Raw genomic sequence first — 25,370 nt, 5'->3', positions numbered from 1 at the left:
CAGAACACGCCAGCCACTGGCCGGCAGGAGAGCCTCAAGCATCGTCCCCGCCGCCGTGTTCACGCAAATAGGATACGTCCGGGCTTGGTGGCGTTTCGTGCGGACGGCCGAAATCGGGCGCCGCGGTTTCCTGGCCGGCATCAATGACCGAGCGACGGATGGCGCGGGTGCGGGTAAACATGGTTTCAAGCGCGGCGCCATCGCCATTGCGCACCGCGCGTTGCAGCACTGACAGATCCTCGCTGAAGCGACCCAGCATTTCGAGCACGGCATCCTTATTGGTCAGAAAGACGTCGCGCCACATCACCGGATCGGAGGCGGCGATACGCGTGAAGTCGCGAAAGCCCGAGGCGGAAAACTTGATCACTTCCGACTGGGTCGCCGCTTCAAGGTCAGCCACCGTGCCCACGATGTTGTAAGCCACCAGATGCGGAATATGGCTGGTGATGGCCAGCACCATGTCGTGATGGGCCGCATCCATGCATTCCACCTTCGAGCCCATGGCTTGCCAGAAGCGCACGAGCCTGTCCGTGTCGGCCTGCGGTACACCTTCAGTGGGGGTGAGGACGCACCAGCGCCCGGCAAACAATTCCGCAAAGCCCGCCGAGGGGCCGGAATGCTCCGTGCCGGCAATGGGATGGCCGGGAATGAAGCTGACGCCGTCGGGCACATGCGGCCCGACCACGCGCACCACATGCTCCTTGACTGAACCGACATCGGAGAGGATCGCGCCCGGTTCCAGATGCGGCCCGACAGCCTCGGCCAACGCCCCATAGGCGCCAACCGGGGCGCAAAGAATGACGAGGTCCGCGCCGCGCACGGCTTCGGCGGCATCGAGTGTATAGATATCCCCCAGCCCCAGCTCGCGGGCTTCATCCAGCGTTTCCTGGCGGCGGGTGGCGACAGAAATCACGTCCACCAGCCCCTGCCGCCGTGCCGCCAGAGCAATGGAGGAGCCGATCAGGCCAATGCCGATCAGTGCCAGCTTCTTGAAATGCACGCTCATTGAGTCTGGTCCATGGATTTGAGCACTTTGGCGACGCCGCGCATGGCCCCTTCGGAGCCAATGGAAATGCGCAGCCCGTTGTCTATGCCATAGGAGGCGCCGATTTCGCGCACGATATAGCCGGCATCGGCCAGGGCGACGAAGGCGGCGGAGGCCGTTTCGGACGTATCGAACAGTACCATGACAAAATTGGCCTGGCTGGGCACGACACGCATGCGATTGCCTGCCAGCTCTGCGCTCAGCCAGTCGCGCCAACGCGCATTGTGCGCCTTGAGTTTTTCGTTGAATTCCGTGTCGCGGGTTGCAGCAGCTCCCGCCATTTGCGCCGGCAGATTGACATTGAATGGTCCGCGAATGCGGTTGACCGCATCCACGATATGGTCGGGGCCCACCATCCAGCCAATGCGCGCGGCGGCTAGGCCCATCTTGGAGAAGGTGCGCACCATAACGACGTTGACCTGGGTCCGCGCCAGATCCAGCCCTGTTTCGAATTCATCGGCGGTGACATATTCGGCATAGGCATTGTCTATCACCAGCAGGATATCGGGCCGGAGGCCGGCATGCAGCCGGCGGACTTCGGCAGCATTGAGATAGGTACCGGTGGGATTGTTGGGATTGGCCAGCCAGAGCACCTTGGTGCGCGCGGTCACGGCGGCGAGTAGCGCATCAACGTCGGCCCGATAGTCGGTCTCCTCGACCATGACGATGTCGGCACCGGCAGCCTTGGTAATGATGGGATAGACCGAAAAGCCGTACCGGTTCATCACCGCCTCGTCGCCAATGCCCAGATAGGTCTGGGCCAAGAGGTGCAGCAGATCGTCCGAGCCATTGCCGCAGACAATGGCGTCAGGATCGATGCCATGCACCTCGCCCAACGCCTCGCGCAGCACGCGCGACGAGCCTTCCGGATAGATCTCGAGCCTGGCTGCGCCTTCGAGCATGGCGGCCAGCGCCTTGGGGCTGGCACCGAGCGGGGACTCATTGGCCGAAAGCTTGATGGTCTGGCTGCCCGGCGCGCCAGACTTGCCCGGCAGATAGGGCGCAATATCGAGAATGCCGGGCTGGGGAATGGGACGTTTCGGTTCGGACATGGCGCTGTTCATCAAGGCATTGAAACCGCGCGGACCATAGGCAAAGCCAAAAGCAAAGGCAAAGCCTTCTCGCGTGCAACCGCCTGCGCCGCCCGGGCAGCAAGACGCGCTAGTCGTTGTCCCGACCAAACAGCTTTCGCAATTCGTCCTTGGCCTGTTCCAAAACCTTTTTCTGCTTCTCAGGCAGGTTCTTGCCTGCCCTGTTGATATAAAAGGTCAGCATGGACATGGCAGAACGATAGGGCTCGGCCTTGCGCCGATCGCTGCTTTCCGCCGAGCGCTTGAGCGATCGGGCGATCGCCTCGGGATCGTCGCTTTCAAATATGTGCTCTTCGAGGTCGAGCGCATCGCTGTGCTCGGTTACATCTTGCGACCACTTCTCGCTCATGTGCACCTCCTGATACTGGACGATCAACCGGAGGCCGCCGGTTTGGTTGCTTCACGAACTCCTGGCCGTGGCCGTGCTCATGCCTGGCACCCGGACATAGCGCGCCGCCCGTTTGCGGCGGGGCACGGCGGGGAAGGCTTCTTTGCGGGCGCGGATGCAGATGACCCCGCTCATGGCCGGGCCTAGCAGGCGTCCGAAGCGCTCGAAAAAGCGCGGATATTTCAGCACCAGCCGCGACTGGAACGGCGGCAGGAACAGAGCATCGCGCCAGGCTTCTGGCACGAAGCTGTGGTCGCGCAACAGCTTGTCGAGTTGCCCGCCCGAGTAGGGATTGCCCTGGCCAAAGGGCGTGTTGTCGCGCTGCGCCCAGATGCCCCGACGGCGCGGCACCACCAGCAACAAATGGCCATTGGGCGCGGTGACACGCCAGAGCTCGCGCATCAGCTCTTCGGCGTCTGCCACGTGCTCAAGCGCATGAATGGCTACTGTCAGGTCGATGGCGGCGTCGGTCAGCGGCATTTCCAGCGGATCGCACAACACTGTGTGCGATGGCCCCTCGCGCGGCCAGGCTGAAGCACCTTGCCGCTCGGGCATGAAGGCCAGCACCCGTTCGGCGTGCTTGAGCGTAAAGCGCAGATAGGGCGTCGCAAAACCCAGGCCCAGAATGCGCCGCCCGGTCACGTCACCTGCCAGCTCCACCACCTGTTCGCGCACCAGCGCGCGGGACAGACGCCCGAGCGGGGATTTGTAATAGTCGATGAGCCGAACGACATCAGTGGTCATCGTGCGAACTTGCCAAAGCGCCGTGATCTTGTCCAATGCGGCATTGTCATTGTGCAGCAGCCTCCCTAGCTTGCGGGCAGATTCCAAATTCAAGGAGACAGAATATGGGCCTGATCGTGGACGTATTCGCCGCCCGCAGCGACAATTTCGGCTATCTGGTGCATGACCAGGCTTCGGGCCGGACGGCCGCCATCGACGCCCCCGAGGCCGGCCCGATTCGCGACGCATTGGGGCAGCGCGGCTGGACACTGACCGACATTTTCATCACCCACCACCATATCGACCATGTCGAGGCGATTGCCGAACTCAAACAGGCGTTTGGCACCCGCGTTGTGGGCCCGCGCGAGGAGGCCGACAAGATCGAGGGGCTCGACGAACTGGTGGGCGATGGCGATACGCTTGAGCTGGGTGAAAGCCGCTTTTCTGTGATGCTTACGCCCGGCCATACGCTGGGACATATCGTGTTCTACGATGCTGCAGGGGGACATCTGTTCTCTGCCGATGCGCTGTTCTCGCTTGGAGTAGGGCGCATGTTCGAGGGCACGCCGGGGCCGATGTGGGCCGGGCTCAAGCGCCTGCGCGACCTGCCCGACGAGACGCTCGTCTATTGCGGACACGAATATACCCAGTCCAACGCCAAATTCGCCCTTTCCATCGACCCGGACAATGCCGCTCTCAAGGCCCGGGCGGCCGAAGTGGAGAGCCTGCGCGCCGCCGGCCGGCCCACCATTCCATTCAATCTGGGCGAGGACAAAAAGGCCAACCCGTTCCTGCGGGCCGATGCGCCAGAACTGGCCAGATATTACGGCCTGGAAGGCGCCGATCCAGCCGAGGTTTTCGCCGCCATTCGCAAGGGTAAGGACAATTTCTGACCCCTGATCCACGTCACCAAGCTGCAGGGCCGCTCGTCACAAGCGGCCTTTTTTTTGTACCCATTAGGCTGTGAACCGATCACATTTGCGGATCGAATTTCGTTAACAGACTGTTACCATCTGGCATGGCGCTTGCCCCTTAGCGGGTATGACGCCGCAGGGTCTGTGCCATTCCGGCACAGGGCGGCCCACAATGGTACAGTCGATGTCCGATCTGGCACAAAGCGAAACAGTTTCCACCGCCCTGCCCGTGGCCCAGAGCCCGGCCGCGACGCGTCCCTCGCTGGCTTTTTCTGCCCCGACTGCCGCCTTTGTCAGCCAATTGATCGCCGCGCGCGCCCGTTTGCCCGGTCAGCGCGCCCGCCGCAATGGCACCTGCGAGGGGGCGGTGGGCGCCTATGGGCAAACTGCCCGGCTTACCCAGCGGCGCATGCCGCAGGGCTATCGCAAGACCGTAGTCGCCTAACACCGGCCAGCGACTCAGTTCATCGACACGTCACGGCTGGCCGAGGTGATCGACACGGTGAAGCCGGCCACCACGTCGATCAGGCTCATCACCATGAGCAGGAAAAAGACGGAGCTCGAGGCCGCACCGACCAGAAGAAATTCGACCAGAAAGGCGACGAAAACCACCATCGAGAGCATGTGCTCGATGATCGAGGAGCGCGCCGTATTGGTGGACTTGAGCACCTCGAAAAACAACAGAATGATCCCGATCACCAGCAGGAAGTCGCCTGCGCTGATCGCCCAGGGCATGCCCGACGGCATGGGGATGGAAAACAAGCCTGCGCCCCAATTGGTCGGATTTCCGCCAAACAGGAGGAACACAACGACATTGTAGATGAAGAAGGGCAGCACCAGCAGCGGGATGACGAAGCCATTATTGCGTGGTCGCTGGCCGCGCTGGGTTGGCAGGACGACGGTTTCGCTCATGGGTGCTCTCCGGTTCGACCCGCGCACCATGCCAGAGGATCCCGAGCAACAAAAGACGCTGCCATTCGCAATGAATGTCGCGCCCTGTCTAATGGACCCGGTGTCAATCGTCGTACTGCCGAGTTCAGCCGGTCCGGCGAACACGCAACAGGAGGAAGACTTATGTCCAAGGGCAAGAACACCGTTTGCATCTGGTACGACACGGGCGCCGAAGAGGCGGCCAATTTCTATGCAGCCACCTTTCCCGATACCCGGGTGACCGGGGTTCATCGCGCACCGAGCGACAATCCCTCGACCAAGGCTGGAGCCGTGCTCACAGTTGAATTCACTGTGATGGGCATCCCCTGCCTCGGGCTCAATGGTGGCCCGGCCTTCAAGCACACGGAGGCTTTCTCCATGCAGGTCACTACCGAGGACCAGGAAGAAACCGACCGTTACTGGGACGCCATTGTCGGCAATGGCGGCGAGGAAAGCATGTGCGGCTGGTGCCGCGACAAATGGGGCATAAGCTGGCAAATCACCCCTCGCGCCCTCTCCCAGGCAATGGCTCAGGGCGGCGAAGCGGGCAAGCGGGCCTTTGAGGCGATGATGGAGATGAAGAAGCTCGATATCGCCAGGATTGAAGCGGCGGTGCGCGGCGAATAACGGCGCCTAAGCAGGCCGGAGTGAACCCGGGCTGAGGCGATTGTGATGGAACAGCAGCTAGCCTCAGCGCTTGACTGGCAGGTTTATCAGCATTCAAGTCAATCATGCGCCCCGATCCAAGCTCTGCCCTCGCTGAATTCATTTCCGGCCCAGATTTTCCCTGCGTCGGCGCCAAGTCGGCGCTGGGAAAAGGGCAGTTGAAGACCTTTGTTGCCCGCAGCATCGACAGCGCCTGGAACGATCTCGATATTCAGGACCAGCTTATGCAATTTGCGTGGGCCTATAAGCAGCAGCCCACCCTGTTCACCAGCTATGCGGTGATATTCGAGGGGCCGCTCGGCCTCGATGAGGCGGACTTTGAAAGCTGCCTTTGGCAAAGAGTGCAGTCCCTGACGGAAAAGGATAATTGGCGAGGCCAGCGCCCCGATTCCCGTGTCAGCACCGACCCCGATGATCCGCATTTTTCGCTGAGCTTCGGCGGTGAGGCGTTTTTTGTCGTCGGTTTGCATCCACGTGCGAGCCGTCCGGCGCGACGGTTTGCCTATCCCACAATGGTCTTCAACCTGCACGATCAGTTCGAGACCCTGCGCGAGCAGCAACGATACGAAAAATTGCGCAGCTCGATCCTGGAACGCGACATGGAGCTGGCAGGGAGCCTCAATCCGATGCTGGCTCGCCACGGCACGGTGTCCGAAGCCCGCCAGTATAGCGGGCGGGTCGTATCGCATGACTGGCAGTGTCCCTATCATCGCGGTGCCGCAAAGCCTGCGGCAGTGGATCCCCTGGCTGCAAAGGAACGCCATTAATGCCCGAACACGTTATCCCACCGCGCTCGGGCAGAGCATTCGAGCTGGCTGCCGGCCAGGTGCTGAGCGTAATCGACCCGATGGGTGGCCAGGTTGCTGACCTTCTGGCGATCTCACTGGCCGATACACGGGAAATGATATCCTCGGGCAGAACCCTCGATTATGCCGAGACGATCTATCTGACCACCGGCCACAGTCTTTACTCCAACCGCTCCAACGTGATGCTCGACATCATCGAAGACACGGTGGGCCGGCATGACTTTCTCCTCACCCCCTGCAGCGAAGCGACCTTCCGGCTCTGCTATGAGGACGAGCCGCCCCATCAGGGGTGCCACGGCAATCTTCATCACGCGCTGGAGCCTTGGGGCATCGACGAGGATGCGATCCCTGTGGCGTTCAACTGCTTCATGAATGTGCCGGTGGATGGCGAAACGGGGCGTTTCAAAGTGCTGCCCCCGCTCAGCAAGGCGGGCGACTATATTCGCTTCCGGGCCAGGATGAACCTCGTGATCGGCCTGACCGCCTGCTCCGCCCCGGCGAGTAATGGGGGCAGTTTCAAGCCCATCCACTACCGCATCGAAGAGGCCTGAGCGCGCGCACCCGCACGACCCTAGACGGCCAGGCGGGTGCGCTGCTGCGGTGAGGGAAACGATCAGCCCTTGAGCTTGAGCGGCCCGACCATCTGCTCGGGCTTGACCTCGGCGTCGAATTCCTCGGCCGTGAGCAGCCCCAGATTGATGGCTTCTTCCTTCAGCGTCGTGCCGTTGCGATGCGCGGTCTTGGCAATCTTGGCCGCGTTATCGTAGCCGATTTTGCGGTTGAGTGCGGTCACCAGCATCAGCGACTGGTCGACCAGCTGCTTGATGCGCTTGTTATCGGGGGCGATACCAACGGCGCAATTGTCGTTGAACGACTTGGCGGCATCGGCCAAGAGGCGCACCGACTGCAGGAAGTTGTAGGCGATGACGGGCTTGAACACATTGAGCTCGAAGTTGCCCTGGCTGGCGGCAAAGCCGATGGCCGCATCATTGCCCATCACCTGAGCCACAACCATGGTCATGGCTTCGGACTGGGTCGGGTTGACTTTGCCCGGCATGATGGACGAGCCCGGCTCATTTTCCGGAATGGTGATCTCGCCCAGCCCCGAACGCGGACCGGAGGCCAGCCAGCGTACATCATTGGCGATCTTCATAAAGGCGGCTGCGAGTTGCTTGAGCGCGCCTGAAGCACTGACAAAGGCATCGTGCCCGGCCAGCAGTGCGAACTTGTTGGGGCCGGTGACAAAATCCCGTCCGGTCAGCGCGGCGATTTCCTCGGCCACGGTCACGGCGTAGTCGGGATGGGCATTGAGGCCCGTGCCGACGGCGGTACCGCCGAGCGCCAATTCCTTCAACTGCGGCATGGTGGCCTTGATGGCGGCCAGCGCATAATCGATCTGCGCCACCCAGCCCGAAATTTCCTGGCCCAGGGTCAAGGGCGTAGCATCCTGGAGATGGGTGCGGCCGATCTTGACCACGTCCATATATTCCTCGGACTTGGCGTTGAGCGTATCGCGCAGCAGCAGCACGCGCTCATAGAGATAGCCCTCGACCGCCTCGACCGCCGCGATATGCATGGCAGTGGGATAGGTGTCGTTGGACGACTGGCTCATATTGACGTGGTCATTGGGATGCACCGGCTTTTTCGACCCCATGGTGCCACCGGCCATTTCAATGGCGCGGTTCGAGATGACCTCGTTGACATTCATGTTGGACTGGGTGCCCGAGCCAGTCTGCCACACCACCAGCGGGAAATGATCGGCCAGCTTGCCCGAAATCACCTCATCGGCCGCGGCCACGACGAGATCACGGGTCGCCTCATCCATCAGCCCCAGCTTGTGATTGGCCTGCGCCGCAGCTTTTTTGAGGATCCCAAAGGCGGTGATGATCTCGGTGGGCATCTTCTCCCCGCCGATATCGAAGTTCTGGAGGCTCCGGGCGGTCTGCGCGCCAAAATATTTGTCATTCGGAACCTCGATCTGGCCCATGGTATCCGATTCAACGCGCGTGCTCATCCTTGCCCCTGGCTCCTAATTGGCCGCTTCTGTGGCGGCAGAAAAACAAAACGGCCGACCCTTTTGGGGGCCGGCCGTCGAGATATCAGAAAAAGCGCATCAGCGCTTGCTCGCCTTTCGGCTTACTTCTTTGCCGCGAGGATCTGACGGCCGCGATACATGCCGGTCTTGAGATCCACGTGATGCGGACGACGCAGCTCGCCCGAATCCTTGTCTTCGACATAGGACGGGTTGGCAATCGCGTCGTGCGAACGGCGGAAACCGCGCTTCATCGGCGAGGTCTTGCGTTTTGGCACAGCCATGGTCGGTACTCCGAAAATCAAAATCGTTGCGCCGCCAAAAGCGGCCAGAGACGTGTCTCTGTCAGGATTGGTGGGGTCTATAGAGGAGAAAACCGGGCTTGGCTAGGGGGTTTCGCACCGCAAGTGCCGACAAAACAGACTCGTGCCGCCCTCACAGCGCCAACCGCCCATTCTGTCCGACACAGGCCGCCCGCTCACCATATTGGCGAGCCCGGTTCTCGACAATGCGCGCCACCCGCAACAGCCCCGCAGTGGGGCGGGCCGGATTGCGCAGGATGGGATTGGGCAAGGTGACGGCCAGCAGGCTGGCAGTCTGCCAGTCCAGATTTTGCGGCTCGCGGCCAAAGGCGCGCAGCGACCCGGCGGCGGCGCCAAACTCGCCCTCCGGTCCCCATTCGGCAATGTTGAGATAGATCTCCATGATCCGCTTTTTGGGCAGGATCAGGTCGATATAGAAAGCCAGCGGCACTTCGAGCGCCTTGCGGATCACGCTTTGCTGGTTCCAGAGAAACAGATTGCGCGCCACTTGCATGGTCAGCGTCGAGGCGCCTCGGGTTTCCCGGCCCGCGAGATAATTGTCCACCTCGATCCGCAAAGCGTCGACATCCACGCCCCAGTGACGGCAGAATTGCCCGTCCTCGGACAGAATGATCGAGGCTTTCAGCCGATCGGAAACATCTTCGATATCGCGCCACTCGCGCGTCACGGTCTGGCCGGTCAGCAGCCGCGACAGCATGGGTACGGACACCGGTTGCGCCACCAGATAGACCGGCGTCAGAACCAGCGGAATGGCGAGCAGAACAGCCAGAATGCCGAGAGGAATGCGGAGAAACCGCCAAAGGGTGTTTTTGCGCCGAGCCATGACGGCGTGTGTAGCGATCAGGACCTTGCTGGCCAAGCCCTTTCACCCCCTTGCCGCCCCTGATCCAAAACGCTAGCAACACTGCCATGTACGACTTTTCCGCCGACAGCGCCGATTGTGCCCGGGCCATCGAGGCCGGGCTTTCAGATTACCTCTCTGGCGCGCGACTCTCCGGCCCCGGACCGGCGGCGGACCGCGTGGTGGCGGCCATGCGGCATGGGAGCCTAGAGGGCGGCAAACGGCTGCGTCCGCTCCTGTTGCGCCAGGCCGCGGCGATCTTTTCCATACCGCGCGAAACCAGCCTGCTGGCCGGCATGGCGGTCGAGATGGTGCATTGCTATTCGCTGATCCATGACGATCTGCCGGCCATGGACGACGATGATCTGCGGCGCGGCCGCCCTACCGTTCACAAGGCCTTTGACGAAGCCAGCGCCATTCTGGCCGGTGATGCCCTGCTGACTCATGCCTTTGCCATTCTGGCCGACCCGGCCTGCCATGCCGATGCCGAGGTACGTATCCGGCTGGTGGCCGAACTGGCCGCGGGCAGCGGGGTCGGCGGCATGGTGGGTGGACAGATGCGCGATATCGAAGGCGAGCAAGGCGGCTTTTCCGAAACCGACATTGCCACCATGCAGGCGATGAAGACCGGCGCCCTGATCCGCGCCGCCGTGCGCATGGGCGCGATTTTGGGCGGCGCCGACCCGCGCGCCCTCTCGGCGATGACCGCCTATGCCGAAGCTGCCGGACGCGCGTTCCAACTGGCCGACGACATTCTCGACGTGACGGCGACGCCCGAAGCCATGGGCAAGGCGACCGGCAAGGACGCAGCCCTGGGCAAGCAGACCGTGGTGGCCCGGCTTGGCCTCGATGGCGCCCGTGCCATGCTCGAGGCCATTGTCAATGAAGCCATTCTGGCTCTCCGCACGTTTGGGCCCCGGGCGGACGGTTTGCGCGCCACCGCTCGTTATTTTGCCAGCCGGGAGAACTAGGCGATGGCCATTCTGCAAAGCGTCAATATCGGCCAGACCCGGCCCATCCCGACCAAATCGGCCAAGACCGGCATCTTCAAGGAGCCGGTGGACCAGGATGTGCAGGTGGAAGTTACCAAACAGGGCTTGACCGGCGATGCCATCATCAACCGCAAGCACCATGGCGGCGTCGACCAGGCCGTCTACCTCTATTTTGCCGACGACTACGCGTATTGGGAACAAGCGCTCGGACGCGAGATCACGCCCGGCACCTTTGGCGAAAACCTCACCATTGGCGGAGTCGAAGGACGTAGCGTCTGCGTTGGCGACCGCTTCGAGATCGAGGATGTGGTGCTTGAGGTCACCTCGCACCGCACGCCATGCAATGTCTTTGCCGTCCGCATGGGCAGCCCGGGCTGGGTCAAGCAGTTCTTCAAGGCCGGGCGCCCGGGCGCCTATTGCCGCGTCATCAAGACCGGCCAGCTTCGCGCCGGAGAACCGGTGATCCACGTACCCTTTGCAGGCGAACGGATCAGTGTCAGCCAGTTGCTGGCGCTCGAAGGCCAGCGTGATATCGATCCCGAACTGATCCGCCGCCTGCTCAAGACCCCCATTCATTACAAGATGCGCGCCGATTTCGAAGAGCGCGTCGCCCTCCTGTTCTGAGAACCATGCCATGAGCCTTGATACCGTCCGCGCCGATCTGACCGCCCGCGCGCCCGACCTTTCGGTCATCGTCACCAGCGACTCCACAGCCACCGTGCAACTGGCCGCGCAGGTGCACGGTGTCGAGCCCGGCCAGATCGCCAAGACGCTCTGCATCCGCGTCAATGGTGATGAATTCCTGTTGGTCACGCGCGGCGACGCCCGGCTCGACAATCAGAAGTCCAAAGCCGCCTTTGGCGGCCGCCCCCGCATGCTGGGCGCCGAGGATGTGCTGCGCCTGACCAGCCATCAGGTGGGCGGGGTCTGCCCCTTCGGCCTGCCGGCCCCGCTGAAGATCTTTCTCGACACATCGCTGAAGATTTATGATCTGGTGATCCCGGCCGCGGGCGACACGCATTCCTCGGTCAAGCTCAGTGTGGACCGGCTCGCCGAGCTGTGCGGCGGCAAATGGGTGGATGCGTGCCAATTGCCGGACTGACCCAACGCGCCGAGGATTTTATCACGCAGCGCCTGACACTGCGGGCCCTGCCCTTCCGGCCGGACATTTCCATCTACACACCAACCGCGCAAAGCGGACTGGTCGGCTGGCTGGCCAGCGAGGGGCTGGACGAGGGTCCGCCCTATTGGGCCTATGCCTGGGGCGGTGGCGCAGCGCTGGCGCTCTATCTGCGTGACCATCCTGAAATTGTTGCCGGCAAATCCGTGCTCGATTTCGGCGCCGGATCGGGCCTGGTGGGCATTGCTGCCGCCAAGGCCGGCGCGACCAGGATCTGGGCCATGGACACCGATCCGCTGGCCCCGGTTGCGCTGGAGCTCAATGCGGCGGCCAACCAGGTCGATATCGCGTTCTGGGACCAGCCCGACCTGCCCGACACCGGGATCGTTCTGGCCGGCGACGTGTTTTATGATCCCGCTATCGTGGCCCAGACGCTGCCAGTGCTTGAGACGGCGGCAGGGCGAGGAGCGCGCGTGCTGGTGGGCGATCCGTTTCGCCGCAGCCTGCCGCTCGACCGGCTCGAGCAATTGGCCAGCTATGAAGTGGATGATCTGGGGGGCAACGCACCGGTACGCGCCGGGGTATTTGCCCTGCGCCCCTAGATTATCGGATACGCCTTGCCGGCCTTGCCCGGCTTCGCGCCAGGGCCTATATCGTGCCGGCAAGCGAGGACGGCCTCCCCCATTCCCGGGATCAGCGTTCGGGACGGCCCGGAACCCTTTTGAGGGATCTCCATGCGCACCACCGCAGATCGCATCCGCCACGCCCTGTCTTTCGAAATCATCGGCATCCTGCTGGCCACGCCTTTAGGGGCCCTTTTCTTTGGCCTGCATGGCGGAGACAGCGCCGTGATCGTCATCGGCAGCGCCACCGTCGCGATGGCCTGGAACTATGTGTTCAACCTGCTCTTCGACAAGGCTTTGAACCGGCTGGCCGGCACCACCCTGAAGACCGGCCCGATCCGTATTCTGCATGCCGTAATGTTCGAAATCGGCCTGCTGCTCATGCTGATGCCGCTGATCGCACTCTATCTGGGCATTACGCTCTGGCAGGCCTTCGTCATGGATCTGGCGTTCGCGCTTTTCTACATGGGCTATGCGCTGGTCTTTAACTGGGCCTATGACCGCCTGTTTCCGCTGCCCGAATGGCAATCCGAACGCGGCTGACGCGCAAAAAAGCCAGCCGGTTGCCCGGCTGGCCCTGTTCGTCATGGTCCCTGAATTAGCGGACGCGATAGGACGAAATGATATCATTGTTGCGTCCATCAAGGGACGAACGGCTCTGATCCAGCACGGCGCAGCGGCCGCCGAAATTAAAGTCCTCACAGACCTGGACCTGAGCATCGCCCCGCACCCGGATGGACGAGATACGGTCGTTGAAGCTGCTCAAACGGGGATCCCCCTCGCCGGGGCTGGCACAGAAGCTGGCCCCGCGATAGTCGAAGTGCTCATAAAAGCAGACCTCGCCGCTGGGTCGACCCGGACGCGGATCGAAGCTGCCACCATTGCCGATCGAGAACGAGAAATTGGGGGTACTGATGCTGAAATTGACGTCGGGTCCGTCGCTCTGATTGTTGCCGCCGCCGCTCACATTGGCGAGATAACGGGCCGATACCCAGCCGTCCGGGCCATTATGATTGATGCGGCACCAGCCGGATTGACACCGTTCGACCTGCACCCGTTCGCCACGGTCGAGCACGTCAACGGCGCGGTAGCCGGTACCCGGACCAGAGCGAACGTTCAGCGCCACGGTGGCGCGAGCATTGCCGGAAATGTCGGCGTTCGAACCGGAATTCTGCTGCCCCCCACTGTCACCGCGATCAGTGAGATAGCGCGCCGAAACCCAGCCATCGGGACCATCATGATTGATCTGGCACCAGCCTGAGCGGCATTGTTCGACATCCACATTTTCGCCCTGATAGAGCACATCGACCACGCCATAGCTTGTGCCGGGACCCGAGCGAACGTTGAGCGACGCGGTCGATTGAGCGGCTTGTGCAGCCGCCATGCTTGCAAGGCTTAGCCCCAGTGCCATGGATACAGTCTTGGTGAGGGATTTGGCTGACGACATTGTTCTTTCCTCCTGGATCGGTTGGTTCCGCCCCTAGGAAAGGCCAATTGCCAAATCTCCCCGGAGTTCCAGCCTCACCAAAGCGTGAAGAGCAATATCTTATCCCAAATAGGAGTGCCGCCGCTGCACCGGCATGCCCTATTCAGCCGCGTCCTGTTCGCCGGAACCGAATTTGCGCTCGATGTAATCGGCCACCATGGTTTTGAACTGATCGGCCACATCGGCACCCCTGAGCGTGGCCACTTTCTGGCCATCGACAAAGACCGGAGCCGCTGGGGTTTCGCCGGTTCCGGGCAGCGAGATACCGATATTGGCGTGCTTGCTTTCGCCCGGGCCGTTGACGATACAGCCCATCACCGCCACCGACAGGGTTTCGACGCCCGGATAGCGCTCGCGCCACTCCGGCATCGAGGTATTGAGGTGGTCCTGGATATCCTTGGCCAGCGTCTGGAACGTGGTGGAGGTGGTGCGCCCACAGCCCGGGCAGGCAGCCACCACCGGCAGGAACTGACGGAACCCCATGGTCTGCAGCAGTTCCTGCGCGACCTTGACCTCGGTGGTGCGGTCGCCGCCCGGCTCGGGGGTCAGGGAAATGCGGATCGTGTCACCGATCCCCTGTTGCAAGAGAATACCCAGCGCCGCGGACGATGCGACAATACCCTTCGAGCCCATGCCGGCTTCGGTCAGTCCCAGATGCAGGGCATAGTCGCAGCGCGCGGCAAGATCCTGATAGACCGCAATCAGGTGTTGAACATCGCTCACCTTGGTGGAGAGCAGGATCTTATCGCGCCCCATGCCCAGTTCTTCGGCCCGCTGCGCCGATAGCAGCGCCGACTGAATGATGGCCTCGCGCTGCACCGCTGCAGCAGAGATCGGCGTGTCTGACGCCGCGTTCTCATCCATCAGCCTGGTCAGCAGCTCCTCGTCGAGCGAGCCCCAATTGACCCCGATGCGCACCGGCTTGTCATAGCGGTTGGCAATCTCGATCAGCGTCGCAAACTGGGTATCGCGCTTGGCCTTGAAGCCCACATTGCCCGGATTGATGCGGTATTTGGCCAACGCTTCGGCGCAAGCCGGGTGATCGGTCAGCAATTTGTGGCCAATGTAATGAAAGTCGCCCACCAGCGGCACGTCATAGCCCATGGAGGCCAGGCGGTCGCGGATGATCGGCACGGCGGCGGCGCTTTCATCGCGGTCCACGGTGATGCGCACGATTTCCGAACCGGCGCGGGCCAGCTGCATGACCTGGCGAACTGTCGCATCGATATCGGCAGTATCGGTATTGGTCATGGACTGCACGACCACGGGGGCACCGCCGCCCACCATGACACCACCCACATTGACGCCCACCGATTGCCTGCGCGCTGCCGGTCCGGCCATAATATCACCTCGCGTTTGCGCCACAGATAAGCCCCCAAGCGTAGAGACGCAATGTTACGCTTGCGTGATCGTGATCGCAGCAGGCTTGAACCCGGGCCCGGTGCACCCATCTATCGTTCATGTTCAAGATGCTTGTCCCCCGCTTCATTCTGTTCCGCAAGGAAGTCGTCCAACTCTGGAAGGCGTTTCGTGCCCCGGAAACCCCGCTCATGCTTAAGGCGGCAACGGTTTTCGTGGCCTTCTACCTGCTCAATCCGTTCGACATCGTGCCGGACTTCATTCCCTTTGCCGGCTGGATCGATGATCTGGTGCTGGTGCCGATGATGGTGAGCTGGATTGTGGCCCGTTTGCCGGTCCCGGCCGAAGCGCGGGGTCGCAGCCAGGGCCCAACCGTGGATGGCAAGGCCCGCCGCCTCTGATCCTTTTTGGGGCCCGCAAAAGCTGACCAGGCACTATCCTGCCGCGCAGGTTGGCACACTCTGTTGACGCCGTGGTCCTTTCTGGCGGTCAGAGCGTGCCGAGTCGCAGCACCTGGAATGTGCCAACGGCAATACCGTGCCGAACCATCGGCGCGGTTATTGCGTTGCCATCCCGTGAATGCGGCTGCGCCGCCAAAAGCCACGGGAGCTGGCATGAACTGGCAGGAAATGTTTTACCAGAATCCGCAGGGGATCGTGCGCACGTTGATCGTGGGCGCGCTGGCCTATATCGCCCTGGTGCTGTTTCTGCGGATCTCCGGCAAGCGGACGCTGGCCAAGCTCAACGCCTTTGATCTTGTCGTCACTGTCGCCTTGGGCTCGACGCTATCGGCCATCCTGTTGCAGGAATCCATTGCACTGGCCGAGGGCCTGACGGCTTTGGGGCTTCTGATCACGGCGCAGTTCCTCGTCACCTTTTTCTCGGTGCGTTCGTCGCGCTTCGCCAGCCTCGTGCGCAGCGAACCGGCCCTGCTGGCCAAGGATGGCCACGCCCTGGAAAACGCCATGCGGCGCGCGCGGATCACGCAGGACGAGGCCTTGTCGGCCATTCGCGCCAATGGCGGCAACGACATGAGCGACGTCGATATGCTGGTGCTGGAAAGCGATGGAACGATCAGCGTCCGATTGCGGGGCTGAAACAAGCAGGCCGCGGATCGCTCCGGGCCCCATCTCAGCCACTCCAGCAGGTCCTTGGGTGTGGATTTGGTGGCCGGCCTGCCTTCTGCTGGACGGAAACAACCGCATTCCAGCCAGTTTGACTTCGCCCCGGATATCGGCATGATGACCGCCATGTACGCCAGTCCAGTAAATCCACGCCGGTTTTTGACACGCCTCACACAAGCAGGCTGATGGCCTGGTGTTGCGACCTGCCCTGAGGCAAGCGCGACACCAGGACGGACAATCCATCTCCCAATTTTCCGACCTGCCCACTCCGTGCGTTCTGCGCATGGAGCTCGTGCGCACGTCTGCCGAGGCGACTGACATGACATTCAAGTATTCTGTGACCCTGCCCATTAGCGGTGGCAACAAGCTGCGCCGGTTCCGCGAATGGGCCGACGCTCATCTGCCCGAGTTGAGCTACAGCCTGCCACACCAGACACCGATCAAGACCGAGACGATGACCGTGCGCCTGTTGACGCTCGATGATCGCGCGCTCGTGCTGCGAACCTTCGCCAGCGCCCCACTGAATTGACGGGGAGCACAGCCATGCAAATCCTGCGCTATTGCCAATCATGCGCCGGCCCGCGCCCCCGGGCGGCGCGGCGATGTCCCTGGTGTCAGCGCTCCTACGACCTGCCGCCGGGCCCGCCTGAGCATCTGTTCGCAAGTTTTGACCGCCGGGCGACCGCGTCGCGGGGAAGCAAGCCATGACGACGATATCTTTGGCCGAATGGACGGCTTCGCCCGAAATCGTGATCGGCGAAGCCGAGCACAAGCGCCTCACCGTTGTCGCCCTGACCGACCTAGGCGAGCGCGGCGACAATACCGACTTCCTGCTCTACGAGCTGGATCGCGCCAGGACCGTGCCTGACGCTGCCCTGCCGCCTGACGTGGTGCGCATCGGCAGCATCATTCGCTACCAGCCCGTGCCGGGGCCGGAGCGCATGGCCAAACTGGTGATGCCGGAACGCGAAACACATGCAGACGGCTATCGCCTCTCGGTCACTTCCGAGCATGGTGCGGCACTGATCGGCACGAGGCCCGGGCATGTCATGACCTGGATCGGCCTGGATGGAGAGGTCCGGCGGCTTGCGGTGATCAATGTGGCCAATGCACTGCCGCCACCATCCGGCCCGGGGCCGCACGCCGCCTGAAGCAATAAAGAGGCCCGGATCGCTCCGGGCCCTTTTCAGCTACTCCAGCCGGACCAGCAGGTCCTTGGCGTCGATCTGGTCGCCCGGCTTGATCAGCAGTTCGGCCACGGTGCCATCGGTTTCCGCATGGATGGCGGTCTCCATCTTCATGGCTTCAATCGAGCACAGCACGTCGCCGGACTTGACCGACTGGCCCTGCTTGACCGCCAGGGTCGAGATGACGCCGGGCATGGGCGCACCGACCTGTTTGGGATCGCCCGCAACCGCCTTGGCCCGTACGACCACATCACCGGCCTTCAGACGATCCGGCACAGTGATGGTGCGCGGCTGGCCGTTGAGATCGAAAAAGCACCGCACTTCGCCTTTTTCATTGGTCGGGGCGCGGCCCTGATAGGTGACGACCAGCGTCTTGCCCTTTTCGATGTCGACCAGCAGTTCGTCGCCTTCCTGCAGCCCGTAGAAATAGGCCGGAGTCGGCAGCACCTCGGTCGGGCCATACATCTCCTGGGTTTTTTCGAAGTCCGAATAGACCTTGGGGTACATGAGGTATGAAGCCAGACGATAATCATCGACCGGATGCCCGACCTCCTCGGAGATCTTTGCCCGTTCCGCCTCGAGGTCGACATCCTTGAGGTAAGAGCCGGGGCGCTCGGTCAGCGCCTTCTTGCCCTTGAGAACCTTTTCCTGCAGCTTTTCAGGGAAGCCGCCCGGGGGCTGACCCAGATCGCCGGCAAAGAAACCGACAACGCTATCAGGAAAGGCAATGTCCTTGTCCGGGTTCTCGACATCGGTCCGGGTGATACCGGCCGACACCATGGCCAGCGCCATATCGCCCACCACCTTGGAGCTTGGCGTCACCTTGACGATGTCGCCGAACATCTGGTTGACGTCGGCATAGGTCTGGGCAACTTCGTGCCAGCGGGTTTCAAGGCCCAGCGAGCGCGCCTGTTCCTTGAGATTGGTGAACTGGCCGCCCGGCATCTCATGCAGATAGACCTCCGAAGCGCCGCCCTTGAGATCGCTCTCAAAGGCCCGGTACTGGGTGCGCACCGCTTCCCAATAGAAGGAAATCTGCCGGATGGCCTTGGCGTCCAACCCCGGATCGCGGTCGGTATCGGCCATGGCGGCGACCAGCGAACCGAGCGTGGGCTGGCTGGTGGTGCCCGAAAGGGCATCCATCGCCGCATCCACCGCATCCACGCCTGCGTCCACCGCCGCCAGCACCGTCGCCGCCGCGGCGCCCGACGTGTCATGGGTATGGAGATGAATCGGCAGGCCGATCTCTTCCTTGAGCGTTGCGATCAGCTTGCGGGCGGCCGCCGGCTTCATCAGCCCGGCCATGTCTTTCAGGCCCAGCACATGCGCGCCGGCGGCTTCGAGTTCCTTGGCCAGCGCCACGTAGTATTTGAGGTCATATTTGGACCGGTCCGGGTCCAGCATGTCGCCGGTATAGCAGACCACGCCCTCGCAGACCTTGTTGGCCTCGATCACCGCGTCCATCGAGACGCGCATGTTCTCGACCCAGTTGAGGCAGTCAAAGACGCGGAAGACGTCGACGCCACCTGCGGCCGCCTGCTTGACGAAGAATTTGACGACATTGTCGGGATAGTTGGTGTAGCCCACCCCGTTTGAGCCGCGCAGCAGCATCTGGGTCAGGATATTGGGCGCGCCTTCGCGCACCTGTCGCAGCCGTTCCCAGGGATCCTCATTGAGGAAGCGCATGGAGACGTCGAACGTCGCCCCACCCCAGCATTCAAGGCTGAACAGGTTCGGCAGACCGCGCGAATAGGCCTGGGCGATCCGGGTGATATCGAAAGACCGCATGCGCGTCGCCAGCAGCGACTGATGCGCGTCGCGCATGGTGGTGTCGGTGAACAGGACCCGCTTCTGGTCCTTCATCCATTTGGCAAGGCCCGCCGGGCCGTCGCGGTCCAGCACCTGCCGGCTGCCTTCGATGACCGACAGCGCCGGGAATTCGGGGACCATGGGCGCCGCCGCATCCTCGGGCGGGCGCGGGCGGTCGCGCACTTCGGGGTGACCGTTCACCGTCACGTCGGCGATGTAGCTCAGCAGCTTGGTCGCGCGGTCCTTGCGCGGCTTGAAGTTGAACAGGTCCGGCGTGGTGTCGATGAAGCGCGTGGTGTAGCGATTTTCGACGAAATCGGCGTGCGTGATGATGTTCTCAAGGAACGCCAGATTGGTGGCGACGCCGCGAATGCGGAACTCGCGCAGGGCGCGATGCATGCGGGCAATGGCTTCCTCGGCGGTGGGGGCCCAGCAGGTGACCTTTTCCAGCAGCGGATCGTAATAGCGGGTGATCACCGCGCCCGAATAGGCCGTGCCGCCATCGAGCCGCACGCCAAAGCCGGTGGCGCCGCGATAGGCGGTGATGCGGCCATAATCGGGGATGAAGTTCTGCTCTGGATCCTCGGTAGTCACCCGGCACTGGATGGCGTTGCCGTTGAGCTTGATGTTCTCCTGGGTCGGCACGCCTGACTCGGGGGTGCCGATGACCGCGCCGTCGAGCAGATGGATCTGCGCCTTGACGATGTCGATGCCGGTCACTTCTTCGGTGACGGTATGCTCCACCTGGATGCGCGGATTGACCTCGATGAAGTAGAAATCGTCGGTATCGGCATCCATGAGGAATTCGACCGTGCCGGCGCCGCGATAATTGGCGGCCTCGCCAAGGCGCACGGCGGCGTCGGTAAGGTTTTTGCGCACCTCTTCGGACAGATACGGTGCCGGGGCCCGCTCGACCACTTTCTGATTGCGCCGCTGCACCGAACAGTCGCGCTCGAACAGGTGCACCAGATTGCCGTGGTCGTCGCCGATAAGCTGCACCTCGACGTGGCGGGCGCGCTCGATCAGCTTTTCGAGATACATCTCGTCTTTGCCGAACGCCGCCTTGGCCTCGCGCTTGCCCTCGGAGACCTCGGCCACCAGCGTGGACTCGTCCATGATGCGGCGCATGCCGCGGCCGCCGCCACCCCAGCTGGCCTTGAGCATCAACGGATAGCCGATCTCCGCCGCCATTTTCTTGACCGCGTCCATATCGTCCGGAAGCGGCTCGGTCGCCGGCACCACCGGCACATTGGCGCTGATGGCCATGTTGCGGGCGGCAACCTTGTTGCCCAGATCGCGCATGGTCTGGGAGCGCGGGCCGATGAAGATGATGCCGGCATCCTCACAGGCATCGACAAATTCCGGGCTTTCCGAAAGCAGGCCATAGCCGGGATGGATCGCATCGGCGCCCGAGATGCGCGCAATGCGGATATATTCCTCGATCTGCAGATAGGCTTCGACCGGGCCTTTGCCCTTGCCGATCAAATAGGCTTCGTCGGCCTTGAACCGGTGCAGCGCCAGCTTGTCTTCTTCGGCATAGGCCGCGACGGTCTTGAGACCCAGTTCATTGGCGGCGCGGAATACGCGGATGGCGATTTCGCTGCGATTGGCGACGAGAATTTTCTTGATGGGCATGGATGTCCGTTCCGAGCAGGAGGGGCAAAGGGCCTGTTTTCAGGCCCGGCTCAGCGCTGCAACGGAAGGGGGACGGTGGCCCGCCTGACCGCCGCAGTCGTATCAGTCTCAGTTCTGGCCGAGATATCCGGCCAAATGGCTCATGTCATAACCGGCCTCGGCCGCCTGGGCGATGATCTGGCTGGCCGGGGCTTCCCCCGCCTGACTCAGCGCCCACAGCGTGGTCGACCGGGTCCCCGAACGGCAGAAACAGAACACCTTGCCGTCGCTCCCCTCAAGCACGGCCTTGGTCTGCGCAACCATTTCGGGGTTCACGCCGTCGCGGCCCAGCGGAATCGCATGATAGGAAAGACCCGCTTGCTTGGCAGCTGCCGCGATCTCGGCACCGGCTGGCTGGTCGGGCGCTTCCCCATCGGGGCGATTGTTGACGATGGCAGTAAAGCCGAGATCCTTGAGCGTTTTCACGTCTTCCGGCTGGATTTGACCCGACACGCTGACGTGATCGTTGATCCGCTTCAATTCCAAGGCTCGATACTCCCATAAGCCAGAGGCTGCGACGGCCCGTTATAGCCACGTGGCTGCCGGTGACGCAACTGGCACGGGCGCAAAGCTGTCATATGGCTGTCAGATTACCTCAGGCGGCGCAGATCATCTTGTCGCGGACCAGCGGCTGCGGCCGGCCCAGATGAAAGCCCTGCAGGCAGGTGCAGCCGGCGGCGGTCAGTGCCTGGGCCTGTGCCTCGGTTTCAATGCCCTCGGCCACCACCTGAAGCGAGAGGCTGCGGGCAATATCGCAGACCGCCGAAACGATCATGGCGCTGACCGGATTGGTGCTGAACTCGGCCACATAGGCGCGGTCGATCTTGATGATGTCGAAAGAAAAATCGCGCAGATAGTGCAGGCTGGCATGGCCTGCGCCGAAATCGTCGATGGCGATGCGCACCCCCATGGCCCGCAATTCGGCCAGGGTTTCCATCTCCACGCTCCCGGCGGTGAGCGGCGCGTTCTCGGTGATCTCGACAATGATGTTGGCCGCCAAGGTACCTGTTTCCATCAGAATATCGGCGAAGGCCTCGGCGAATTCGCGGCGGCGCAACTGCTTGGGCGAGACATTGATGGCAATGGGACGGCCCAGACGCCGCTGATCGGTGCAGGCCCGCCGCAGGACCCACTCGCCCAGCCGGTCGATCAGATTGCTCTGCTCGGCCACTTCGATGAACTGGTTGGGGGCAATGGTGCCGCGCACCTTGTGCCGCCAGCGCACCAGCGCCTCATAGGAACGCACCTGACGGGTCTGGCTGTCGAGCACCGGCTGATAATGCAGCTCCAGCTCGTCCAACAGAATGGCGGCGCGCAATTCGCGCTCGACAAAGCGGCGGTGCCGCTCATCCCCCAACATGTCCGGATCGAAGGGCACGACGCAGCCCCGGCCGGTCTGCTTGCCCTTGTAGAGCGCCAGATCGGCGATGGCGATCAGCTCGGTCGGATCGTCGCTGTCAAGCGGCGCCAGTGCCACCCCGATGGTTGCCGACAGCCGGGTCATGCGACCGCCAATATTGTGCGGCTGTCCAAGCTGGCGCAGCAATCGCTCGCCGAGCCGGCAGAGCGCCGGCTTGTTATCGTGTCCCGGGATTAACACACCGAATTCGTCGCCGCCCAACCGCCCGATAATGGCGCCCGGCATCAACATCTGCATGTCGCGCACCAATGCCTTGAGTGCGGCATCGCCCGCGCCATGTCCGGCGCTGTCGTTGAGCACCTTGAGATTGTCCATGTCGATCTGCAGATAGCCCAGCGCCCCGAGCGAGCCATGATGGGCCCGCGCATTGAGCTCATCAAGGAAATAGGACCGAGTAAAGGTACCGGTCAGCGCGTCGCGATGGGCCATGTCGATCTGTGCGGTCATCGCGCTTTCAGCCTCGGATAGGCGCCGACGCATCAGCCGGTGGGCGACCGACATGATGAGTGGAATAGCCGCCGACAGCATCGCCATGGTGCTGATGAGATAAGGTGGCGCGGTCCCGGTGATCAGGCAAACAAGGCTGAGCACCACCAACAGCCCAGCCACCAGCCCGACGGCCAGGCGCAGCCTGTGATAGGCGTCATTGACGTTGGCAAAGGCAGGGCGAATACGCATGCGGCAAGACCTGGTCGACAGAAAGTAGCGGCCGCGGCGACAATTGCCCAGCAAGTCTGAACGAATGCTAAATAGCTGAAATTATGACAATAATTCATGTTTAGAAGGCAGAAGGGGCGGCACGCTAGCCATCGTCTGCGACAGATCGATGACAAGGCGCGCCGCCCCTTGAAACACACTTAACGAAACGCTGACGCCTCAGCCCTCGTTGACACCCGGCGTATAGCGGGCAAGGGCGCCAATGACGCGCTTGGCCGTGACGCGACCAATCTGGGTGCCCTCGTCGTTGGTGACACCCACCCATTGGTGCTCGGCGAAATAGGGCAGAACCTCTTCGCAACGCGCCGTTTCGGGCACGGTGTATTCACAGGCCTCGAACTCGCCGCGCTCCATGATGGTGCGGACATGAATCGCGCGGGCCTTGTTCACCTCGCGCACGAATTCCTCGATGTGCTCATTGGCAGGCTTGAGTACGATGTCCTCGGGCTTGCCCTCCTGCTGCACCGCGCCATCCTTGAGCACGGCAATGCGGTCGGCGATCTTGAGGGCCTCGTCGAAGTCGTGGGTGATAAACAGGATGGTCTTGCCCAACGACTTCTGCAGTTCCACCAACTGATCCTGCATGCCCGAACGGATCAGCGGATCGAGTGCGGAAAAGGCCTCGTCCATCAGGATGATATCGGTGTCGAGGGCCAGCGCGCGGGCCAGGCCCACACGCTGCTGCTGACCGCCCGACAGCTGGCGCGGCCGGCTCTGTTCATAGCCCGACAGCCCCACCGTATCGATCCACTTGGCGGCCCGCTCAAGGCGCTCGGCCTTGGGCACACCGCGCACTTCCAGGCCATAGGCGACATTGTCGATCACCGAGCGGTGCGGCAACAGGCCGAACTTCTGGAACACCATGGCCACGGTGTTGCGCCGATAGGTCCGGAGCTCTTCCAGGCTCATCTTGAGCACATCGGTGCCATCAACGATGATCTCACCCGCTGTCGGCTCGATCAGCCGGTTGACGTGGCGGATCAGGGTCGACTTGCCCGAGCCGGACAGCCCCATGACCACAAAAATCTGGCCGCGGGCAATGTCCAGTGAGACATTGTCGAGCCCGACCACGTGATTGGTTTCGGCCTGCACTTCGGTCTTGGACTTACCCGTACGGAGCAGTTCCAGCGCGTTTTGCGGATCATCACCGAAGATCTTGGTGACCCCGCGCATGCGAATGGCGAGATCCGTGTCTTGCTTGATTTCATTCATGTTAGCGGGTCTCCGCCAGGCCGATCTTGGCCTGGAGCTGCTTGCCGAAGGACTGGGTGATGCGGTCAAAGATAATGGCCAGGACCACAATGCCGAGACCGGCGAACAGGCCACGGCTGACCTCAAGCCGGCCAATGCCCTGCAGCACCTGGTAGCCCAGGCCGCCGGCACCAATCATCGAGGCAATCACCACCATGGCCAGCGCCATCATCGTGGTCTGGTTGACCCCGGCCAGGATGGTGGGCAGCGAGAGCGGAATCTGCACGCCGAACAAGCGCTGGCTCGGGGTAGTACCAAAGGCCCGGCTGGCTTCCATCACCGCCGGATCGACCGAACGCAGGCCCAGATCGGTGAGGCGCACCAGCGGCGGCGCCGCATAAACGATGGTGGCGATCAGCGCCGGAATCTTGCCTGGGCCGAAAATCATCACGGTGGGGATGAGATAAACGAAGCTGGGCATGGTCTGCATCAGATCGAGCAGCGGCGTGACGACCTGGCGCACGCGCGCCGAGCGGCTCATCCAGACACCGAGCGGAATAGAGAAGAGAATGGCGGTGATCGTGGCCGCGATCATCAGCGCCATGGTGGTCATGGCGTCTTCCCACAATTCCATGATGCCCAGGAACAGCAGGGACACCAGAACGATCACGGGCAATTGCCAGCGCCGCGTGGCCAGCCAGGCAATGCCGACCAAGAGGGCCATGATCAGCCACCAGGGCGTGGCGATCAGCACGTCTTCAATGAAGTTAAGCAGCATCAGCAGCGGATAGGCCACTGCCTCGAACTCATCACTCCAATTGCGCACCACCCAGTTGAGACTGTCGTCAATGGCCCGGCGCCAGGGGCGGGTATCGATTATTTCTGGAAACATTTTTGCTCTTTCTTGCA

Annotated in this window: 29 protein-coding genes; 14 read left to right on the top strand and 15 right to left on the bottom strand. The window is 62.4% G+C overall.

Annotated features, from left to right (window positions below; all coding sequences use genetic code 11):
* Window positions 1-34: 34 nt before the first annotated feature.
* The 4 genes from GGR20_RS15340 to GGR20_RS15325 all read right to left on the bottom strand — a co-directional run bounded on the left by GGR20_RS15340 (window position 35) and on the right by GGR20_RS15325 (window position 3,268).
* Window positions 35-1,006 (bottom strand): prephenate/arogenate dehydrogenase family protein, encoded by a 972-nt coding sequence (locus GGR20_RS15340; RefSeq protein WP_183312245.1) that lies wholly within the window; start codon window positions 1,004-1,006, stop codon window positions 35-37.
* Window positions 1,003-2,097 (bottom strand): pyridoxal phosphate-dependent aminotransferase, encoded by a 1,095-nt coding sequence (locus GGR20_RS15335; RefSeq protein ID WP_183312244.1) that lies wholly within the window; start codon window positions 2,095-2,097, stop codon window positions 1,003-1,005. Before GGR20_RS15335 ends, GGR20_RS15340 begins: the two co-directional genes overlap by 4 nt.
* A gap of 109 nt (window positions 2,098-2,206) precedes the next feature.
* Window positions 2,207-2,485 (bottom strand): DUF3175 domain-containing protein, encoded by a 279-nt coding sequence (locus GGR20_RS15330; protein ID WP_183312243.1) that lies wholly within the window; start codon window positions 2,483-2,485, stop codon window positions 2,207-2,209.
* Window positions 2,486-2,536: 51 nt separating this feature from the next.
* Window positions 2,537-3,268 carry a class I SAM-dependent methyltransferase gene (locus GGR20_RS15325; protein WP_183312242.1) on the bottom strand — a complete coding sequence of 244 codons (732 nt, stop codon included), beginning with the start codon at window positions 3,266-3,268 and terminating at the stop codon, window positions 2,537-2,539.
* Between the two features lie 104 nt (window positions 3,269-3,372).
* On the opposite strand from GGR20_RS15325, the gene gloB reads away from it, so the two are divergent.
* Window positions 3,373-4,140 (top strand): hydroxyacylglutathione hydrolase, encoded by a 768-nt coding sequence (gloB, locus tag GGR20_RS15320; protein ID WP_183312241.1) that lies wholly within the window; start codon window positions 3,373-3,375, stop codon window positions 4,138-4,140.
* A gap of 193 nt (window positions 4,141-4,333) precedes the next feature.
* A complete protein-coding gene (locus GGR20_RS15315; RefSeq protein WP_183312240.1) occupies window positions 4,334-4,606 on the top strand; it encodes a hypothetical protein in 273 nt (90 codons plus the stop codon).
* 14 nt (window positions 4,607-4,620) lie between these two features.
* Here the strand turns inward: GGR20_RS15315 and GGR20_RS15310 are convergent, their stop codons facing one another.
* Complete coding sequence (locus GGR20_RS15310; protein WP_246349666.1) at window positions 4,621-5,073, bottom strand: hypothetical protein; 453 nt, start codon at window positions 5,071-5,073, stop codon at window positions 4,621-4,623.
* Between the two features lie 162 nt (window positions 5,074-5,235).
* Here GGR20_RS15310 and GGR20_RS15305 point away from each other — a divergent pair, with 162 nt between their 5' ends.
* From GGR20_RS15305 to GGR20_RS15295, 3 genes are all read left to right on the top strand, one after another.
* Window positions 5,236-5,718 carry a VOC family protein gene (locus GGR20_RS15305; RefSeq protein WP_183312239.1) on the top strand — a complete coding sequence of 161 codons (483 nt, stop codon included), beginning with the start codon at window positions 5,236-5,238 and terminating at the stop codon, window positions 5,716-5,718.
* A 104-nt stretch (window positions 5,719-5,822) separates the two neighbouring features.
* Window positions 5,823-6,524 (top strand): guanitoxin biosynthesis heme-dependent pre-guanitoxin N-hydroxylase GntA, encoded by a 702-nt coding sequence (gene gntA, locus GGR20_RS15300; RefSeq protein WP_183312238.1) that lies wholly within the window; start codon window positions 5,823-5,825, stop codon window positions 6,522-6,524.
* Window positions 6,524-7,114 carry a DUF1989 domain-containing protein gene (locus tag GGR20_RS15295; RefSeq protein ID WP_183312237.1) on the top strand — a complete coding sequence of 197 codons (591 nt, stop codon included), beginning with the start codon at window positions 6,524-6,526 and terminating at the stop codon, window positions 7,112-7,114. The genes gntA and GGR20_RS15295 overlap by 1 nt, the downstream gene beginning before the upstream one ends.
* A 62-nt stretch (window positions 7,115-7,176) precedes the next feature.
* Here the strand turns inward: GGR20_RS15295 and fumC are convergent, their stop codons facing one another.
* From fumC to GGR20_RS15280, 3 genes are all read right to left on the bottom strand, one after another.
* The gene (gene fumC / locus GGR20_RS15290; protein ID WP_183312236.1) at window positions 7,177-8,577 is read right to left on the bottom strand and encodes a class II fumarate hydratase; all 1,401 of its coding nucleotides are present in this window, start codon (window positions 8,575-8,577) and stop codon (window positions 7,177-7,179) included.
* Window positions 8,578-8,699: 122 nt separating this feature from the next.
* On the bottom strand, window positions 8,700-8,879 hold the full coding sequence (gene rpmF / locus GGR20_RS15285) for a 50S ribosomal protein L32 (protein ID WP_116587331.1): 180 nt from the start codon (window positions 8,877-8,879) through the stop codon (window positions 8,700-8,702).
* A gap of 151 nt (window positions 8,880-9,030) precedes the next feature.
* On the bottom strand, window positions 9,031-9,741 hold the full coding sequence (locus GGR20_RS15280; RefSeq protein ID WP_183312309.1) for a biosynthetic peptidoglycan transglycosylase: 711 nt from the start codon (window positions 9,739-9,741) through the stop codon (window positions 9,031-9,033).
* 86 nt (window positions 9,742-9,827) lie between these two features.
* On the opposite strand from GGR20_RS15280, the gene GGR20_RS15275 reads away from it, so the two are divergent.
* The 5 genes from GGR20_RS15275 to GGR20_RS15255 all read left to right on the top strand — a co-directional run bounded on the left by GGR20_RS15275 (window position 9,828) and on the right by GGR20_RS15255 (window position 13,037).
* Entirely contained in the window at window positions 9,828-10,730 is a 903-nt protein-coding gene (locus GGR20_RS15275) for a polyprenyl synthetase family protein (RefSeq protein WP_183312235.1), read from the top strand.
* 3 nt (window positions 10,731-10,733) lie between these two features.
* Window positions 10,734-11,375 carry an MOSC domain-containing protein gene (locus GGR20_RS15270; protein WP_183312234.1) on the top strand — a complete coding sequence of 214 codons (642 nt, stop codon included), beginning with the start codon at window positions 10,734-10,736 and terminating at the stop codon, window positions 11,373-11,375.
* A 10-nt stretch (window positions 11,376-11,385) separates the two neighbouring features.
* Window positions 11,386-11,853, top strand: coding sequence for a YbaK/EbsC family protein (locus GGR20_RS15265; protein ID WP_183312233.1), 468 nt, complete (start codon window positions 11,386-11,388; stop codon window positions 11,851-11,853).
* Entirely contained in the window at window positions 11,835-12,473 is a 639-nt protein-coding gene (locus tag GGR20_RS15260) for a 50S ribosomal protein L11 methyltransferase (RefSeq protein WP_210283208.1), read from the top strand. The genes GGR20_RS15265 and GGR20_RS15260 overlap by 19 nt, the downstream gene beginning before the upstream one ends.
* 132 nt (window positions 12,474-12,605) lie before the next feature.
* Window positions 12,606-13,037, top strand: coding sequence for a PACE efflux transporter (locus GGR20_RS15255; RefSeq protein WP_183312232.1), 432 nt, complete (start codon window positions 12,606-12,608; stop codon window positions 13,035-13,037).
* A gap of 55 nt (window positions 13,038-13,092) precedes the next feature.
* Here the strand turns inward: GGR20_RS15255 and GGR20_RS15250 are convergent, their stop codons facing one another.
* The gene (locus GGR20_RS15250) at window positions 13,093-13,941 is read right to left on the bottom strand and encodes an SH3 domain-containing protein (RefSeq protein WP_183312231.1); all 849 of its coding nucleotides are present in this window, start codon (window positions 13,939-13,941) and stop codon (window positions 13,093-13,095) included.
* A gap of 138 nt (window positions 13,942-14,079) precedes the next feature.
* On the bottom strand, window positions 14,080-15,321 hold the full coding sequence (ispG, locus tag GGR20_RS15245; protein ID WP_183312230.1) for a flavodoxin-dependent (E)-4-hydroxy-3-methylbut-2-enyl-diphosphate synthase: 1,242 nt from the start codon (window positions 15,319-15,321) through the stop codon (window positions 14,080-14,082).
* 119 nt (window positions 15,322-15,440) lie between these two features.
* Here ispG and GGR20_RS15240 point away from each other — a divergent pair, with 119 nt between their 5' ends.
* The 4 genes from GGR20_RS15240 (at window position 15,441) to GGR20_RS15225 (ending at window position 17,614) form a co-directional block, all read left to right on the top strand.
* Window positions 15,441-15,740, top strand: coding sequence for a YkvA family protein (locus tag GGR20_RS15240; RefSeq protein WP_183312229.1), 300 nt, complete (start codon window positions 15,441-15,443; stop codon window positions 15,738-15,740).
* Between the two features lie 213 nt (window positions 15,741-15,953).
* A complete protein-coding gene (locus tag GGR20_RS15235; RefSeq protein ID WP_183312228.1) occupies window positions 15,954-16,436 on the top strand; it encodes a DUF421 domain-containing protein in 483 nt (160 codons plus the stop codon).
* Window positions 16,437-16,782: 346 nt separating this feature from the next.
* The gene (locus GGR20_RS15230; protein ID WP_183312227.1) at window positions 16,783-16,992 is read left to right on the top strand and encodes a hypothetical protein; all 210 of its coding nucleotides are present in this window, start codon (window positions 16,783-16,785) and stop codon (window positions 16,990-16,992) included.
* Between the two features lie 175 nt (window positions 16,993-17,167).
* Window positions 17,168-17,614, top strand: a complete 447-nt coding sequence (locus tag GGR20_RS15225; protein ID WP_183312226.1) for a GreA/GreB family elongation factor — start codon at window positions 17,168-17,170, stop codon at window positions 17,612-17,614.
* 39 nt (window positions 17,615-17,653) lie between these two features.
* Here the strand turns inward: GGR20_RS15225 and pyc are convergent, their stop codons facing one another.
* The 5 genes from pyc to GGR20_RS15200 all read right to left on the bottom strand — a co-directional run bounded on the left by pyc (window position 17,654) and on the right by GGR20_RS15200 (window position 25,353).
* Window positions 17,654-21,094, bottom strand: coding sequence for a pyruvate carboxylase (gene pyc / locus GGR20_RS15220; protein ID WP_183312225.1), 3,441 nt, complete (start codon window positions 21,092-21,094; stop codon window positions 17,654-17,656).
* Between the two features lie 108 nt (window positions 21,095-21,202).
* Window positions 21,203-21,619, bottom strand: coding sequence for a protein tyrosine phosphatase family protein (locus GGR20_RS15215; protein WP_183312224.1), 417 nt, complete (start codon window positions 21,617-21,619; stop codon window positions 21,203-21,205).
* Between the two features lie 109 nt (window positions 21,620-21,728).
* Window positions 21,729-23,231 carry a putative bifunctional diguanylate cyclase/phosphodiesterase gene (locus GGR20_RS15210; RefSeq protein ID WP_183312223.1) on the bottom strand — a complete coding sequence of 501 codons (1,503 nt, stop codon included), beginning with the start codon at window positions 23,229-23,231 and terminating at the stop codon, window positions 21,729-21,731.
* Between the two features lie 198 nt (window positions 23,232-23,429).
* Window positions 23,430-24,482, bottom strand: coding sequence for a quaternary amine ABC transporter ATP-binding protein (locus GGR20_RS15205; protein WP_183312222.1), 1,053 nt, complete (start codon window positions 24,480-24,482; stop codon window positions 23,430-23,432).
* A 1-nt stretch (window position 24,483) separates the two neighbouring features.
* Entirely contained in the window at window positions 24,484-25,353 is an 870-nt protein-coding gene (locus tag GGR20_RS15200) for an ABC transporter permease (RefSeq protein WP_183312221.1), read from the bottom strand.
* Between the last annotated feature and the right edge of the window lie 17 nt (window positions 25,354-25,370).

The organism is Devosia subaequoris, from assembly GCF_014197055.1.
Taxonomy (GTDB): Bacteria; Pseudomonadota; Alphaproteobacteria; order Rhizobiales; family Devosiaceae; genus Devosia; species Devosia subaequoris.
This window is presented reverse-complemented; position numbering and strand designations above follow the sequence as displayed.

Coding starts and splice junctions, on each gene's coding strand:
- GGR20_RS15235 (WP_183312228.1), top strand. CDS start 15,954: ATGAACTGGCAGGAAATGTTTTACCAGAATCCGCAGGGGATCGTGCGC.
- GGR20_RS15295 (WP_183312237.1), top strand. CDS start 6,524: ATGCCCGAACACGTTATCCCACCGCGCTCGGGCAGAGCATTCGAGCTG.
- GGR20_RS15265 (WP_183312233.1), top strand. CDS start 11,386: ATGAGCCTTGATACCGTCCGCGCCGATCTGACCGCCCGCGCGCCCGAC.
- GGR20_RS15210 (WP_183312223.1), bottom strand. CDS start 23,231: ATGCGTATTCGCCCTGCCTTTGCCAACGTCAATGACGCCTATCACAGG.
- GGR20_RS15335 (WP_183312244.1), bottom strand. CDS start 2,097: ATGTCCGAACCGAAACGTCCCATTCCCCAGCCCGGCATTCTCGATATT.
- GGR20_RS15280 (WP_183312309.1), bottom strand. CDS start 9,741: ATGGCTCGGCGCAAAAACACCCTTTGGCGGTTTCTCCGCATTCCTCTC.
- GGR20_RS15275 (WP_183312235.1), top strand. CDS start 9,828: ATGTACGACTTTTCCGCCGACAGCGCCGATTGTGCCCGGGCCATCGAG.
- ispG (WP_183312230.1), bottom strand. CDS start 15,321: ATGGCCGGACCGGCAGCGCGCAGGCAATCGGTGGGCGTCAATGTGGGT.
- GGR20_RS15250 (WP_183312231.1), bottom strand. CDS start 13,941: ATGTCGTCAGCCAAATCCCTCACCAAGACTGTATCCATGGCACTGGGG.
- GGR20_RS15225 (WP_183312226.1), top strand. CDS start 17,168: ATGACGACGATATCTTTGGCCGAATGGACGGCTTCGCCCGAAATCGTG.
- GGR20_RS15205 (WP_183312222.1), bottom strand. CDS start 24,482: ATGAATGAAATCAAGCAAGACACGGATCTCGCCATTCGCATGCGCGGG.
- GGR20_RS15230 (WP_183312227.1), top strand. CDS start 16,783: ATGACATTCAAGTATTCTGTGACCCTGCCCATTAGCGGTGGCAACAAG.
- gloB (WP_183312241.1), top strand. CDS start 3,373: ATGGGCCTGATCGTGGACGTATTCGCCGCCCGCAGCGACAATTTCGGC.
- GGR20_RS15240 (WP_183312229.1), top strand. CDS start 15,441: ATGTTCAAGATGCTTGTCCCCCGCTTCATTCTGTTCCGCAAGGAAGTC.
- GGR20_RS15315 (WP_183312240.1), top strand. CDS start 4,334: ATGGTACAGTCGATGTCCGATCTGGCACAAAGCGAAACAGTTTCCACC.
- pyc (WP_183312225.1), bottom strand. CDS start 21,094: ATGCCCATCAAGAAAATTCTCGTCGCCAATCGCAGCGAAATCGCCATC.
- GGR20_RS15330 (WP_183312243.1), bottom strand. CDS start 2,485: ATGAGCGAGAAGTGGTCGCAAGATGTAACCGAGCACAGCGATGCGCTC.
- GGR20_RS15325 (WP_183312242.1), bottom strand. CDS start 3,268: ATGACCACTGATGTCGTTCGGCTCATCGACTATTACAAATCCCCGCTC.
- rpmF (WP_116587331.1), bottom strand. CDS start 8,879: ATGGCTGTGCCAAAACGCAAGACCTCGCCGATGAAGCGCGGTTTCCGC.
- GGR20_RS15305 (WP_183312239.1), top strand. CDS start 5,236: ATGTCCAAGGGCAAGAACACCGTTTGCATCTGGTACGACACGGGCGCC.
- GGR20_RS15310 (WP_246349666.1), bottom strand. CDS start 5,073: ATGAGCGAAACCGTCGTCCTGCCAACCCAGCGCGGCCAGCGACCACGC.
- gntA (WP_183312238.1), top strand. CDS start 5,823: ATGCGCCCCGATCCAAGCTCTGCCCTCGCTGAATTCATTTCCGGCCCA.
- GGR20_RS15200 (WP_183312221.1), bottom strand. CDS start 25,353: ATGTTTCCAGAAATAATCGATACCCGCCCCTGGCGCCGGGCCATTGAC.
- fumC (WP_183312236.1), bottom strand. CDS start 8,577: ATGAGCACGCGCGTTGAATCGGATACCATGGGCCAGATCGAGGTTCCG.
- GGR20_RS15270 (WP_183312234.1), top strand. CDS start 10,734: ATGGCCATTCTGCAAAGCGTCAATATCGGCCAGACCCGGCCCATCCCG.
- GGR20_RS15340 (WP_183312245.1), bottom strand. CDS start 1,006: ATGAGCGTGCATTTCAAGAAGCTGGCACTGATCGGCATTGGCCTGATC.
- GGR20_RS15255 (WP_183312232.1), top strand. CDS start 12,606: ATGCGCACCACCGCAGATCGCATCCGCCACGCCCTGTCTTTCGAAATC.